13 protein-coding genes are annotated in these 14,261 nt (G+C 36.5%); 3 read left to right on the top strand and 10 right to left on the bottom strand.

What is annotated here, in order from left to right:
• Positions 1-91 precede the first annotated feature (91 nt).
• From mddA to KXJ69_RS00560, 3 genes are all read right to left on the bottom strand, one after another.
• On the bottom strand, positions 92-826 hold the full coding sequence (mddA, locus tag KXJ69_RS00570; RefSeq protein ID WP_219050391.1) for a methanethiol S-methyltransferase: 735 nt from the start codon (positions 824-826) through the stop codon (positions 92-94).
• A 107-nt stretch (positions 827-933) separates the two neighbouring features.
• Complete coding sequence (locus tag KXJ69_RS00565) at positions 934-2,130, bottom strand: alpha/beta fold hydrolase (RefSeq protein ID WP_219050390.1); 1,197 nt, start codon at positions 2,128-2,130, stop codon at positions 934-936.
• A 200-nt stretch (positions 2,131-2,330) separates the two neighbouring features.
• A complete protein-coding gene (locus KXJ69_RS00560; RefSeq protein WP_219050389.1) occupies positions 2,331-3,359 on the bottom strand; it encodes a serine hydrolase domain-containing protein in 1,029 nt (342 codons plus the stop codon).
• A gap of 394 nt (positions 3,360-3,753) precedes the next feature.
• On the opposite strand from KXJ69_RS00560, the gene KXJ69_RS00555 reads away from it, so the two are divergent.
• Complete coding sequence (locus tag KXJ69_RS00555) at positions 3,754-6,609, top strand: CHAT domain-containing protein (protein ID WP_219050388.1); 2,856 nt, start codon at positions 3,754-3,756, stop codon at positions 6,607-6,609.
• On the opposite strand, the gene KXJ69_RS00550 is transcribed toward KXJ69_RS00555, so the two are convergent.
• Positions 6,606-7,349: a hypothetical protein gene (locus KXJ69_RS00550; RefSeq protein WP_219050387.1), complete on the bottom strand. Its 744-nt coding sequence runs from the start codon at positions 7,347-7,349 to the stop codon at positions 6,606-6,608. The two genes, KXJ69_RS00555 and KXJ69_RS00550, sit on opposite strands and share 4 nt — an antisense overlap.
• Positions 7,342-7,899, bottom strand: coding sequence for an RNA polymerase sigma factor (locus KXJ69_RS00545; protein WP_219050386.1), 558 nt, complete (start codon positions 7,897-7,899; stop codon positions 7,342-7,344). Before KXJ69_RS00545 ends, KXJ69_RS00550 begins: the two co-directional genes overlap by 8 nt.
• A 155-nt stretch (positions 7,900-8,054) precedes the next feature.
• On the opposite strand from KXJ69_RS00545, the gene KXJ69_RS00540 reads away from it, so the two are divergent.
• On the top strand, positions 8,055-8,552 hold the full coding sequence (locus KXJ69_RS00540) for a T9SS type A sorting domain-containing protein (protein WP_219050385.1): 498 nt from the start codon (positions 8,055-8,057) through the stop codon (positions 8,550-8,552).
• 11 nt (positions 8,553-8,563) lie between these two features.
• Positions 8,564-10,861: a DUF8740 domain-containing protein gene (locus KXJ69_RS00535; RefSeq protein WP_219050384.1), complete on the top strand. Its 2,298-nt coding sequence runs from the start codon at positions 8,564-8,566 to the stop codon at positions 10,859-10,861.
• Positions 10,862-10,920: 59 nt separating this feature from the next.
• On the opposite strand, the gene KXJ69_RS00530 is transcribed toward KXJ69_RS00535, so the two are convergent.
• The 5 genes from KXJ69_RS00530 to KXJ69_RS00510 are packed head-to-tail and all read right to left on the bottom strand — an operon-like array spanning position 10,921 to position 14,187.
• A complete protein-coding gene (locus KXJ69_RS00530; protein WP_219050383.1) occupies positions 10,921-11,823 on the bottom strand; it encodes a YitT family protein in 903 nt (300 codons plus the stop codon).
• Between the two features lie 44 nt (positions 11,824-11,867).
• Positions 11,868-12,134, bottom strand: a complete 267-nt coding sequence (locus KXJ69_RS00525) for an acyl-CoA-binding protein (protein ID WP_219050382.1) — start codon at positions 12,132-12,134, stop codon at positions 11,868-11,870.
• Entirely contained in the window at positions 12,124-12,783 is a 660-nt protein-coding gene (locus KXJ69_RS00520; protein WP_219050381.1) for a phosphatidylserine decarboxylase family protein, read from the bottom strand. Before KXJ69_RS00520 ends, KXJ69_RS00525 begins: the two co-directional genes overlap by 11 nt.
• Positions 12,773-13,576 (bottom strand): phosphatidate cytidylyltransferase, encoded by an 804-nt coding sequence (locus KXJ69_RS00515; RefSeq protein ID WP_219050380.1) that lies wholly within the window; start codon positions 13,574-13,576, stop codon positions 12,773-12,775. The genes KXJ69_RS00520 and KXJ69_RS00515 overlap by 11 nt, the downstream gene beginning before the upstream one ends.
• Before the next feature lie 8 nt (positions 13,577-13,584).
• Entirely contained in the window at positions 13,585-14,187 is a 603-nt protein-coding gene (locus tag KXJ69_RS00510) for an LUD domain-containing protein (RefSeq protein ID WP_219050379.1), read from the bottom strand.
• Between the last annotated feature and the right edge of the window lie 74 nt (positions 14,188-14,261).

Raw genomic sequence — 14,261 nt, 5'->3', positions numbered from 1 at the left:
TTTGTAAGCGATGCCCTAAGCTTGTCGAAGGATAGGTGAGAACCAGCCATTAATTATACACGTTGTTAGGCATAGTTTTTTCCTTTACCTCCTACTTGATTTTGGTAAAAGGAATAATCATTGGCACTTCTTTTTGGTAAGTTTCATATTTTTCTCCAATAAATTTACGAAGGTCTTTTTCCTCTAAATATTTTACAGCTATAAAAATGTAAATGGTAGTTACAAGGGCAAATAGTAAATGCCCGACTGTCATAGTAGGTGTTGCCCAAAAGGTAATTATAAAACCTAGCATAATGGGATGTCTAACAATTTTATATAAATAGTTGGTTTGAAATTTTGGGTTAGCAGTTTGTTTGTTTTTTAGATTATCAAATATTTGAGCTAATCCAAAAAGTTCAAAATGATTAATCATAAATGTTGATAGAAGAACAATAAGCCAACCTAGAAAAAATATTCCAGTTATAATACTAGAAAGAATAGTGTTTTCCGCTTCCCAAACTATGGTTGTTATTGGTTGCCATTGCCAATAGATTAAAATTAGAGCTAAACTAGATAGTAGAATATAAGTGCTACGTTCCATAGCTTGACTAAAAATGGAATTAAACCATTCTTTAAATTTTGGCCTCGCCATTATACTATGTTGTAAAGCAAATACGCTTAATAAAATTACATTAACAAATATGGAAGAAAGCAAGGTTGTTTCTGTACCAGAGTCTATTGATTTTGGAACAATGATATTACCTACAAATCCAATAGCGTAAAGGAAAGCAATAAGAAAAATAACATATGCTAATGCTCCGTAAATTAAGATGGCTACTTTTTTCATTTGATTTAATTTTTTGTTGTGAAACAAAATTCAATTAAATCAAGCATATTTGATATGCTTAAAAATTTTAAAAGTGTGCTCTAAGGTTCAAGTACTTTATGAAAGTATTAAATGTTTTTATTTATGGACTTGAATTTATGAGGAGATAATTTAAATTTTTCTTTAAATGATTTAATAAAATGAGAGTTATTTATAAATCCACTTTCAAGGCATATTTGGTTTACATTTAAATCACTCTCCATTAAAAGCTTTTTTGCATATTCTAAACGTTTTGTCTTTACCCATTTAAAAGGTGTAGTATTAAAGTGGCTATTAAAATCTCTTTTAAAAATAGATAAGCTTCTTCCGCATAGTTTTGCGAAATCTTCTATTCTTAAATTGTATTGAAAATTATCGAGCATTGTTTTTTCAATATCTATTTTAGTGTATTTACTTCTTGTAATAACTAACTGGTTTACTTTCTTAACAGGTCTTATTCCAGTAATAAATTCTTCCATTTCCTCTATAACAGAATTGGAGTCGCCTACCCAAAAACAATGATCATTTCCTTGAAGTTCGACAAATTTTGAATTAGGTATTCGGGCTGCTATATATTTAGCTTCTTCAATATTTACATCAATATCATCAGTTCTATGAAGAATTAAGGTTGGAGTTTTAATGATTTTTAAAATATCGGAAATATCAGTTTCTGTATTCATTTTGGCAAGGGCAAGTGCAGCTCTAGGACTAGCAGCAGAACGTAAATAACTTGCAAACCAATCATAATATTCGGGACTATTAGCCATTGAAGGCATTATTATTTCTAATCCCATTTTTTTTCCATTTCCCCATTCTTTTTGAATTGTTTTGTAGAAAAGTTCTCGTTCTGCTGTTTTAGGAGCCCAAGGATAATCTACCGTATGTTTTCTTTTTGCAAAAATGCTGAAAGTTATTAAAGAAATGATTCGTTTGGGATATCTTGCTGCAAAAAGGCTAGCTATTGTTCCTCCTTCGGAATGTCCAAAGAAAATTGCTTTTTTACTTTTAGCTGCATCCATAACACTCAAAATATCATCCATTCTTTCATCAAGAGAACATAATGGATTTACTCTATCAGAGAGCCCAGTTCCTCTTTTATCAAATAATATCAGTCTTGAAAATTGAGTAAGTCTTTTAAGGAATTCAGCAAGTTTGTAATCTAGCCACATCATATCAATGTTTGAAACCCATCCTGGGATAAAAATAAGATCGACAGAACCTTGACCTACTACTTGATATGCAATATTAATATCATTACTTATTGCATATTTAGTGATTGGCTTCATTCAATAAAAATTGTATTTTGATTTTCAATATTATATTTCTATAGTAATTTACTAGATTTTGTAAATTATGCCCAACGGTCTCGGCTATGAACAGTTGGGGATTTTACTCACGAACTTTTCAGTTTAGCACAGACCTTTGTTTTATGTTTATACTTTTGTTTTATCACTTTCGCCACAATTGTTAATAGCCAATGTTGTGGCTAGTTTTTCTTTCTGATTATTTTCACAATTCGGTTAATTATTATTTCTGACAAGTTCCATTCATATCCTTCAAAATCTGTTGTGTTTATAAACTGAATTATCACAGCATCGATATCTTTATGGTATTCTGCGAGACTTTGATAGCCAATGACTAAACCACCGTGATTATATTCGTAAGGATATAATTCCTGTTCTCCTTCTTTAAATACAGAACCCTCATTCAAAGCTCTTAGAAATGTTCCAACATCCTCTGCGGTAGCTAACATTCCAAAGTCACGGGCTTTAAAATCTTCCTCAATATCTACATAATATCCACTCATTACATCGTCTAAATCAACTTCGTTAATCGAAAAAAATGTATTTTTCAATTCAAGAGGTTTCAAAATATTTTCTTTTATATACTCGTTATGATTGTATCCTAAAGCCTTATCCAAAATCTTACGAAGCAATAAATAATTCGTGTTTGAATATTCATATCCTTTGTCTGGTTTAAAGCTAGCGGGTAGGTCTAAAGCAAATTCTAAGGCATTTTTGCCATTTTCTTCTTCGTTTTCCCAAAACGCTGGATTATCAGTGAAGTTTGGAATACCAGAACGGTGTTCAATCATCATCTTCAATGTGATTTCATCTGCATTTTCTATTCTTCCTTTTAGTTCGGGAAGATAATCGGTTAATGATTTATCAAAAGACAAAAGCTTTTCTTCGACCATTTTCGTAGCTGCTACAGCTGTATATAACTTACTAATACTGGCAATCTTGAAGAGTGATTTTGGGTCGGCTGGAATCTTCTTTTCTCTATCGTTCCAACCGCCAGTATAGAACTGGGGTTGTTTTTCTGCTTGGTCTACGTAAACAATCATACCATCAAAACCATAACCTATTGCTTCATCTACTTGTTCTTGAATGGTATCTGGTAGTGGTAAAATCCAAGCCTTTACCAAAATCCAAGGAACAAAAAATAAGGAAACTACGGTTCCAACAAACAATAATGCTCTTAAAATCCATTTCGCTTGTTTATTTTTTATCATTTTTCTGTTTCAGTATTCGCTTTTGTGTTTGGTTTTATAATTCAGGGTGCGTTTTCAAATTAGCCACCACTTGTTATATCGTTATATTTATTACTGATATCCCGTAACCAAGTCAGGATATCATAACTTTTTTGTTGCTATTATCCCGCAACTTATCCCAAAGATAACAAAATTACCCCTTGCGCATCACCTCTTTAAGCGTGACTAATTGTGCGTTAAGTAATTTATTTTTTTTAAAAAACCTTAAAAAAAATTTGCCGTATTTTTATGGATACTATTGTTTTATATGCGCTATATATTTAGTATACTGTTGATTAGCTTTTGTTTTTTGGTTTGTGGCTCCTTACAAGCGCAGTCCTGTGATGCCCAGAAAGAACTACAAAACATTTCTCTATTGAATAAAGAAGGGGCTTTTAAGGAGGGACTTGACAAAATTGAAACCCTGTTGCTATGTCCTAGCCTTACTACTGGCGATAAAGTGGCTTTGTATCTATTTCAATACAAGCTTCATAGAAACAGACTAAAAAATAAAAAGGCGCAGGCTAGTATACTAGGGGCGCAGGCTCTTCAAAAGGCGGCCGGGATTTCATATAGTCTAGACCTGCAATTATTGCTTGCCGAAAGTTATGCACTTACCCAACAGCCCCAAAATTTTGAACGACTATTTCCTCAAATCGAAAAGGAAATACAGCATTATACTGACAGCCTCACGCTGGGGCGGTTTTATTTCCTGAAACAGTTTTCAGTAGACCGAGATCGTCAATCGGCCCAGCATATAAACTTCTTATACAAGGCACTGGAATATTTTAAAAACACCACCCCAGAAAACATCTATTACAAAGGCAACCTACTGCGGTCGTTGGGTAATGGAAGCAGAACACACGGCGATTTCGATAAGGCGATTTCTTTTTATAGCCGTGAGCTTGAGGTGTGGCGTGAGCAATACCCTCCTTTGCATTTTAATGTTTCTATTTGCCATTACAACCTAGGCAATGTCTATTACGAAAAGCTAGAATACCAAAAGGCGTTGGACCATTACCTAATAGCACATCCTGTTTGGACGACGGTTTTTGAGCCAGAAAGTCACCGTATGCGAAGTCTAAACGAAGCCATTGGCGATATGTATTGGGAGTTACAAAACCATCCCAAAGCCTTAGAGTATTTTAACTATGCCGTGCTGTACGAAGAAAAGGTAAACAACGACACCAGCGAAATTACATTAACGGTAGCCGATAGCCTATTAAATAAGGGCAACTATGCCTCTGCCATTAACTATTATGAAGAGGCGGTGAAATGGCGCCAAAAAACCTATGGAGAAAACCATATGCTTACGGGAGCGTGTAAAAATTTTGTTGCACGGGCGTTGCAGTCGGCGGGTGATATGGAGGCGTCGTTAGACGCCTATCAGGAAGCGATTATCATCTTGGTAAAAGGTTTTGAAGATACCTCATGGTATGCCAATCCTTCGGCGGATATGAACATTCAATCCCACCAATATCTGCTGGAAGCCCTTATTGCCAAGGGGAACTTGCTCAAGGAATTATATACCGAACACAATGATGTAAAGGACCTTACTGCAGCTTGGGACACACAGGCATTGGCAATACAATTGGTTGAAAAAATTAAAAATAATCAAATGTCTGAAGGCTCTAAGGTATTTTGGAGCACAAAAACCACATCGCTTTTAGAAAGTGCTGTAGACACTGCCATACAATTGTACCATACCACAGGAGAAATCGATTATTTGGAAAAGGCCTTTTATGTGAGCGAGCAAAGTAAAGCCTTTTTATTATTGGCTTCCTTGTACGATCAAGAAATTACCGCCTTTGCCAATATCCCAAAAGAAATTATTGAAAAGGAACGAATTATTAAGGCCGAAATAAACGAATATGTTGGCCGTATAGAAAGTGAAGAAAAGCGTTGCGCCGCCGTGCGACAAAAAATGCTGAAACTCTATACCGATAAATTGCACACCTTACAAAACGAGTATGATGTATTTATTAATACCATTTCTCAAGAGTTTCCACAGTATTATAAATTAAAATACAATGTCGAAATTCCTTCGGTACAAGCCATTCAAAAAAAATTACTCGTTACCTCCAATGCCCTTATTAGTTATTTTTTGGGTGCCAAAAATAGCTATGTTTTTTATGTCACTTCTGAAAATATTTCGGTACGCGTCATAGAAAACACCGAAGATTTAAATAGCCAAATTCAAACCTTGTTTGCCTTATTAAGTACACCTAATGAAAATAACGGCGATTCGGTATTTCAAAATTATAAACAAACGGCTTTTCAATTATATCAAAGGTTGCTGCAACCAGAGGTAGGTGCATTTATGCCCAAACAGCTTATGATTATCCCAGATGGAAACCTTGCGTATATTCCGTTTGAAGCTTTATTGACAGAAAGTTCTACAGAAACTAATTACGCAAGACTACCGTATGTACTTCAAAAAACTGCCATTTCGTATGCGCCGTCAGCATCGGTAGCAATGCATTTTTATACTGAAAATGGCAACGGACTCGATTACTACGGTTTCGCTCCTGATTATTCGCAAGAAGCCGATGGTGAGTTCAGAAAAAAGCAGGCGAATCTTAGGTTTAACATCCCCGAAGTGGAGTTTGCAGCAAGTTTGTTTAATGGGCAAAGCTGGACGGGACCAGAAGTAACCGAAGAATTACTTAGAGAATATTCCAAGAAGGCAGGGATATTGCATTTGGCAATGCACGGAGAAGTAGAAGATGAGCACCCTTTACTGTCAAAGCTATATTTTAATGCTTCAGAAAAAGAAGATGGACTCCTAAATATGTACGAAGTCTATAATTTAAGTATTCCCTCGCAATTGGTCATTTTAAGTGCCTGCAAAACCGCCACAGGAAAGCTTCAGAGAGGCGAAGGAATTTTAAGTTTGGAAAGAGCCTTTCAGTATGCTGGAAGCAAATCATTGGTGGCAACTCTTTGGAGTGTCGATGATGCAGCATCCTCAAAAATAACCCAAGATTTCCTTAAAAATATTAAAGAAGGGCAATCTAAAGACGTAGCATTACAACAGGCAAAAATTGCTTTTTTAGCTACTGCAAATCCAGAACGCTTACATCCTTTTTACTGGAGTAGTTTTAAACTCACGGGAAATACACATCCGTTGCAAAAGGGAAATTTAATCTACTATTTTGTTTTTGGCGGTCTCCTGTTGCTTTTGGGCGGGGTTTGGTTATTCCGAAGAAATATAAAGAAGAATGTTGCTTAATTTTTAAGTTTAATTTCGAGTATTTTGGAAGCTTCTAGATAGCGATACCCTTTGTTTTTTACAATACGCTCCAAGGTGGGTAAGGCTTCTTGTGTATTGCCATTTTTTAAAGAACCCAAGGCATAATACCACAGTGCTTGTTCTCTATAATCTGAATTTCCATTGCTTATTTTTTTCAAAGTAAGCAAGGTAGTAGGTAGATACCTGTCCTCCAACTGAAGGTGACATAGCGATTTATAAAATTCAACTTTATCAATCGGTATGGTACTTTCGGCGCGTTCAAAATGGGAGAGGGCTTCTTGGTAATTTCCATTGGCATAAGCAGCGACAGCAGCATCCCAATACGGAGTTTCTTCTGCCGCGTCACCGCGTAGAGTGGATGGAGCAGCGTACATTTCAAAATAGGATTCGTACACCTGTTCGGGGGATTTGCTTCCAAAATAATCACTCATAAAATAGATTCCCAAACAGAGTAATAGTGAAGCAGCAACCAGAGAGACTCTTCTTTTAGGTAGTTGACGCACTTTGGTAGCGTTTTTCTTATTCTCAAAAGATTCTAGCGTTTCCTTGAGTTCCATTCTCCCGGCTTCTTTTATAAAGGCATGAGCTGCAAGTGAGTTTTCGTAGGCTTCTGCAAGAGCTACCTCTTTAGTAAGCCTTTGTTTAAAAGCCTCCATTTCTTCAGTAGCTACAGCTCCTTGTATGTATTGTTCTATCAATATTTCATCTGCTTCAGTCATGGGCTTTCAGTATTTTTAATAGGTTGGGTCTAGCGGCAATGAGTTCCTTCAAACTTTTAATGCATTTGAATTTTTTATTTCGTGCCACTTGCTCATTTCCGTAGTTTAGTTCTGCCACAATTTCTTTCATAGATTGATTGTGATAGATACTAGCAATTAAAAGCTTTTTACAACTATCCCCTAAAAGTGCTAGTACTTCTAGCACTTTTGCTTGTTTTTCGCTTTCAACAAACATACCTAAAGCGCTTTCCTCTATATGAGGAATATTACTTGCTTTTGTATGGTGGTCTGTTCTCACGGTATCTTTTTTTATTTGGTTAAGCCACTTAAACCTTGCTATGGAATAAAGATAGGTACTTATGGCACTCTCCCCTTTAAATATTCCTTGTGTTACGTTTTCATAAAACACAATAATGGTTTCTTGAAAAATATCTTTTGCCTGTGCGGTATTACCGCTATTGGATACTACCATCGTCACAATTCGCTCCCTATTCTTTTCATATATATGCTGTAAAGCGTCATTTCGCTCAAGAGTTGTTCCCTTTAGCAATTCGATAAGGACCTTATCTGATAGTGCTTCTTTAATAGTTAGTCAGTTTTGAAATACGGTTTGTAATAAAAATAACCAAAAAAAAGTGAAAAAGTGGTTACAAACGCATTTTTGAAAATGACATACTCATGTAAACACAAAAGAATAACCTTTTAATGAACACCATTATGAAACAAAACAGACGCAACGTATTAGCCATTGCAATTTGTTGCTTTTTAGGCACAGGTCTATTTGCTCAAAGTAACACAGTAGCTTCAGGGGGGAATGCAAGCGGCGCTGAAGGCTCTGTAAGTTATTCGGTTGGGCAAATAGATTACATTGAGGCAACAGGCACAGGAGGTACTGCCAATCAAGGCGTGCAACAACCTATCGAAATTTTTGTACTGGGAACAGACGAATTTGAAAACATCATTTTAGAAGTAAGTGTCTATCCAAATCCAACACAGCATAATGTGACACTTCGGCTTGAGAATTTAAACTTCGAAGATTTGACCTTTGTGTTGTATGACCTATCGGGAAGACTTTTACAACAAGATGAAATTACTTCAGAAGAAACCCTTATTTCTATGGAAAATCTTTCTTCGGCAACTTACTTTCTAAACATTTTAAACAAAAGTGACCTATTAAAAACCTTTAAAATTATTAAACACTAAAAATTACAATTATGAAAAAATATATACTAATTATCATCTTTTTTGCATCAACTATTGTTTTTGCTCAAGCACCCGATAAAATGAGTTATCAAGCTGTCGTTAGAGATGCCAGCGATGTACTTATTACTAATACTACTGTAGGAATGCAGATTAGTATCTTAGAGGGTTCTCCAACGGGAACCGAAGTCTATGTAGAAACCCATACGCCTACAACCAATGACAACGGATTAGTCTCTCTAGAAATAGGGGATGGAACGGTGGTGTTAGGCGATTTTAGTTCCATCATTTGGGGAACAGGCTCGTACTATTTAAAAACTGAAACCGATCCTACGGGAGGAACGAGTTACTCTATTGAGGGAACGAGCCAGCTATTAAGTGTACCCTATGCGTTTTATTCAAATTCAACCACACCTATAGATGGAAATACCCTAGATGAAGCCTATGACCAAGAGGGCAGTGGATCTCCAAGCACGAGGACAATTATTGTAGATGACGGAATAATTGAATTGGAAGCTGCTGGATATGTTGCACTTAGTGTCATAAGTGATACAGCTTTACCTGGGATGGTTATAGATGGTTTTGGAGGAGGAGCCTTAACTCTTAATGTAGAAGCGGGTGGAGATGCCCTTGATATAGATGTTGCTGCCACTGGTGATAAAGGGATAACAATTGCTCATATGGGAACGGGTCATGGGTTAGAAATAGTGAGTACCAATGCAGCCAATGCAAGCAATGCCCTGGAAGTATTTTATAATGGAACTAGTAATGCTGTGTCTGTGACTTCTGGAGGTGGGGCAGATGGAATTGACGTAACGTATTCTGGAACTGCAGAAGCCATTCATTCAGTAGTGACAGCTGGAAATCCTGGTAATGGTTTAAAAATTTTGAATATGGGTACTGGTGACGGTGCATACATTGACAATAGTACGGGTACTGGAGATGATGGATTGCAAATAGACCAATTTGCGTTGGGAGAAGCAGTCGAGATAAATATTGGAGGAGCAGGTGCTACTGGCAATGGAATTATAGTAAATAATGATGGTGCTGCTTCAAAATCCTTAGAAGTAAATAATACAAATCCTGCCGGAACCTCTTCAGCAGTAAAAATAGATAATGCGGGTATTGCCAAGGCATTAGAAATCTTTAATGGAAATCCTGGAAATCCTTCAGAAGCTTTAAAGGTTACACAAGCAGGATTGGCAACAGCTTTGTTTGTTGATAATGGAGGTTTAGGAAAAGGGCTTCATGTCTTTAATGGAGTACCGGGAAATGGAGATGTTGCTTTGCTTGCAAATAGTATGGGTTTAGGTTCTGTCGCCATGTTAAATACGGATGATAATAATATAAATATTTCAAGCACACTTGTGAGTAATAATATGGGGGCAGGAACAGTTGCTGAATTTATTACGACTGATGAACCTTTTGGAAAGGTAAATAGCATGCCTACTGTAAATGTAGTTTCAAATGGGAAGGGAGTGGGTGTTAATATTGATATTTTAAATGATTTAGTTGGTTCTGATATTAATGCCGAACCCGCACTATATGTACATCATAGGGGGTATGGTGCCGCGGCATATTTTAGTACTGCACCTTCAGATGCTTCTGCAGATAGTGTAGAAATAATTAATGGTGGGGCTGGTGCTGGATTACATATTGATTGTATTGGGTCAACAACAGATTTTATTGATAATGCCTTACATGTGGAGCAATCTAATATTTCGGCGTTTCCATCACTTGGATATGCTGCACTATTTGAATTAAAATCACCGACCACTGCTGCAGACTCAGCCGTAAAAATTTCCTCTGTGGCAACTTCGGCAGGTAGTAGTGCTTTACGAGTAATTCCTGCCGACCCAACAAAACTTGCAGCGGTTTTTGAAGGTAAAGTGGAAGTCGCTTCAGATATCCTGATAGGAGGCACCATGACGGCTGCGGCTAAGGCGTTCAAAATTGATCATCCTCTAGACCCCACTAATAAATTTTTAGTACATAATTCTATTGAGAGCAATGAAAGAATAAACATTTATAGCGGGAATATTACTACTAATTCAGATGGTTTTGCCACGATTATGTTACCAGATTATATGTGTGCACTCAACACCGATTTTAAATACCAACTAACCATTGTAGATAAATCATTTGCACAAGCTATTATTTGGGAACCCATGAATACGGATACAAATTCATTTGTCATCAAGACAAATACTCCAGAAATTAAGGTGAGTTGGCAAATTACCGGGACGCGTCAAGATACTTGGGCAAAGGAAAATCCAATGAAAGTAGAAGTCGAAAAACCTAAAGACTTTTAGTAAATCGCTTTCATAATGTAAAAGAGTCGCTGGATTTAGCGGCTTTTTTTTTGTTTCGGCTAGTGCAATGGCCGCTTTTTTATCATCCCCCCTTTGGTATCGCGTATAGGGTATTGTATTACAAAGGCACTAGGGTCTATCTTTTCAATTTCAAGCAGCACTTTGGTTACTTCCAGACGGGTCACCACACAAAAAAGGATTTTTCGGTCTGGGTGGGCATTTCCTTTTTTTCCAAAACCGCCATCACTCCTAAAAACGGTAATGCCACGACCTAGTTTGGTGGTAATGGTTTCTTTTATTTGTTCACCGTGGTCAGACACCGTCATAATACCGATGTATTCTTCAATACCATTTAAAATAAAATCGATGGTTTTTGATGCCGACAAATAGGTGAGCATAGAATACATAGCCGTTTCTACACTTATCATTAAGGCGGCAATACCAAATAAAGCAATGTTAAACACAGCTATAAAGTCGCCCACGGTCATACTGGATTTTCTGCTTACGGTAATGGCAAGGACTTCGGTACCATCTATTACCGAGCCACCTCTAATGGAAAGCCCAATACCAGCTCCTAAAAAGAATCCGCCAAAAACGGCAATAAGGAGTTTGTCGTCTGTAATGGTGGGGAGTTCTATTAAATGAACTAAGGATGCCAAGGCAATAATGGCAACGGCACTTTTAATAGCAAAAGATAACGATACCTGCTTGATCCCTATTAAAATAAACGGAAGGTTGACCAAAACAATTAATAACGAAAGGTCTAGCCCGGTTTGTATTTGAAGCAATAACGAAACTCCCATGGCACCTCCATCTAGAAAATTATTGGGGAGTAAAAATCCTTTTAACCCAATACTGGCGCAAATAACACCTATTACAATAAAAACAAAATCCTTAATGTTTCTTTGTAAGACAATTTGTGCTACTAACTGTGTGCCTTTGGCCTTAATTTTCTTGCGCATAGGGTGTTTTTGGAATAAGCCCTAAAATAGGAAAACTTTATGGATTATTTGCGATATAAAAAATACTGATGTACGGTTTCTATATACTTTTGTTTGGCTTCTAGGGGTGTGAGGCCTTGCGCCTGAAACAGAGCATTGGTTTTAAAAGCATTTATTAACGGATTGCTACTGCTTGGGGAGTTTTGGTCGTTGGTAGCATGTTTGTAATAGGCGTACAGTTTTAGTAATACATCGGCAGGAAAGGGTTCTACATGATTGTTAATACTGTTAACGGCATTCTGAAAAGCAATATCCAATTCTTTAGGCGTCATGGGTTGAAGCTAAAATAGAAAGACCTCCTGTCACTTTTTGATTTAGGGAAACGTTCACCTTGGCGTCTAAAGGTAAAAAGACATCTACCCGTGAGCCAAATTTTATAAATCCGCTTTCACTAGCTTGTGTTACGGTTTGTCCTTCTTTGGCGTAATTAACAATGCGTTTGGCAAGAGCCCCTGCAATCTGGCGGTGTAATACATCGCCAAAGGATTTATTTTTTACCACCACGGTCGTACGTTCGTTTTCTTCACTGGCCTTAGGGTGCCAAGCCACCAAATATTTTCCTTTATGGTATTTGCTGAAGACCACATCGCCTCCCACAGGATACCGTGTTACGTGCACATTTAAAGGTGACATAAACACAGAGATTTGCAGTCGCTTTTCGTTGAAATATTCTTTTTCAAACACTTCTTCAATCACTACTACTTTGCCATCTACAGGAGATAGTACTTGGTTTTCATTTAATGAAATAGGGCGTTTTGGATTTCTGAAAAACTGAAGGATAAGAATTAAAAAAACTAAAGCTACAGCATAGATAAGATACTGAAGCCATTCCATCGTGATAAAATTCTTGGTAAGCAAAACCACAGTGGTTACCAATATGAATGTAACTAAGATAATTTTAAATCCTTCTTTATGAAACATAGTCTACAATTTCTAAAAATGAATAAATAAACGGACTTACATACAGCACACTGTCCAATCGATCATAAATTCCTCCGTGCCCGGGCATTAATACGCCGCTATCTTTAACTCCTGCTTGTCTTTTAAATTTACTTTGGATTAAATCTCCAAAGGTCCCCAATACCGAAACGATTAAACCCAAAAAGATCCAATAGGTAAGGCTTAAGTTAGTAACATATTTGGAAATAATAAAACTCGCAATAAGGGTGGCAAAAAAGCCTCCAAAAAAGCCTTCTATGGTTTTCTTTGGGGAGATGCGTTCCAGTAATTTTCTTTTTCCAAAGTTTTTCCCAATGAGGTAAGCAAAGCTGTCATTGACCCAAATTAATACAAAAATACCAATAATGATTTCTGGGAAAAAGACGCCTCCTCGAAAAGGGATTAAGGCAAGAAAAATAAATCCCGCTATAATGTAAAAGATAACGGTGATGTATTTCTTTTTTTCGAACATAGGTATTTTACTGGTGACCAGAAGGTCTTTCAGTAAAAAGAGATTTACAAAAATGGCTAAAATGGCATATAACGAAATAGGGTTTTGATCGAAGACTTTATACCCTAAAAAGTAAAATAAAATAGCAAATATGAAAAAAGAGAGGTAACTTTTTAATCGAACCAATTTCTGAAATTCGTTTAAGGTTAATAACCCCAAAATGAAGAATAAAACCAAATACCATTCTCTGGAAGCGAACATGGCAAATACGATGATGGTAATGTATAATACTCCCGAGATTCCCCGAACGATGAGTTCTTTCATGAGTTGGTTTAAAGGTCTTCTAGTAGGAGCAAATATAGGTTTTTCGTACTACTTCCATAGCTCATAAAATCTTTTTCCTTGCCACACTCAAAATCCTGAATGGTGGTAATATTGGTGGGGATGTGTTTTTTGCTTTTACTTTTAATAATGCGAAGCCCTTCGCTAATATTTTCAACAAGTTGGCTGGTGGTAGCAAAAATGACCATATTAAAGGGTAATTCGTGAAGCTTTTTTTCTTTTATCTGGTTAGAGCAAAGTAAAATAGAACCGTTGTTAGCGACTAATGATTCGCAACGTGTAAGGAAAAATTGTGAGTCTCCTTTAGTACCAAAGCTTAAATTGTACCCATTAAATTTTGAAATAAGCTGCTCGTCGAAGCAAAAGACTTCTTTTTCGTACCAGTCGTTTTCTAAAAGAATATTGTCGAAAGCTTCATTTACTTCATCCCAATTTTCGCAGTACAAAAACTTTCCTCCGTTTTTATTGAAGTTATAGGTAAATTTCTCGTCGATAGGAAGTTTTTCTTCGGGATAATATTTACTGTGGTCAGTGTCATTTTGTTTAACTTCTGACTTTGATTTATTTTTTAAAAGTCTTTTAAATAGACTCATTTATACTAACATTGAGGAGTTATGGGCTAAACCTCAAATATAATAAATCTTCCACGAAGTTGTGGGAAATTATC

The organism is Halomarinibacterium sedimenti, assembly GCF_019312585.1.
GTDB classification, from domain to species: Bacteria; Bacteroidota; Bacteroidia; order Flavobacteriales; family Flavobacteriaceae; genus Halomarinibacterium; species Halomarinibacterium sedimenti.
This window is presented reverse-complemented; position numbering and strand designations above follow the sequence as displayed.

Bases quoted from the DNA above. Each gene is read 5' to 3' on its own strand.
- KXJ69_RS00540 (WP_219050385.1), top strand. From the start codon at position 8,055: ATGAACACCATTATGAAACAAAACAGACGCAACGTATTAGCCATTGCA.
- KXJ69_RS00510 (WP_219050379.1), bottom strand. From the start codon at position 14,187: ATGAGTCTATTTAAAAGACTTTTAAAAAATAAATCAAAGTCAGAAGTT.
- KXJ69_RS00520 (WP_219050381.1), bottom strand. From the start codon at position 12,783: ATGTTTCATAAAGAAGGATTTAAAATTATCTTAGTTACATTCATATTG.
- KXJ69_RS00560 (WP_219050389.1), bottom strand. From the start codon at position 3,359: ATGATAAAAAATAAACAAGCGAAATGGATTTTAAGAGCATTATTGTTT.
- mddA (WP_219050391.1), bottom strand. From the start codon at position 826: ATGAAAAAAGTAGCCATCTTAATTTACGGAGCATTAGCATATGTTATT.
- KXJ69_RS00550 (WP_219050387.1), bottom strand. From the start codon at position 7,349: ATGACTGAAGCAGATGAAATATTGATAGAACAATACATACAAGGAGCT.
- KXJ69_RS00515 (WP_219050380.1), bottom strand. From the start codon at position 13,576: ATGAAAGAACTCATCGTTCGGGGAATCTCGGGAGTATTATACATTACC.
- KXJ69_RS00530 (WP_219050383.1), bottom strand. From the start codon at position 11,823: ATGCGCAAGAAAATTAAGGCCAAAGGCACACAGTTAGTAGCACAAATT.
- KXJ69_RS00565 (WP_219050390.1), bottom strand. From the start codon at position 2,130: ATGAAGCCAATCACTAAATATGCAATAAGTAATGATATTAATATTGCA.
- KXJ69_RS00535 (WP_219050384.1), top strand. From the start codon at position 8,564: ATGAAAAAATATATACTAATTATCATCTTTTTTGCATCAACTATTGTT.
- KXJ69_RS00525 (WP_219050382.1), bottom strand. From the start codon at position 12,134: ATGACGCCTAAAGAATTGGATATTGCTTTTCAGAATGCCGTTAACAGT.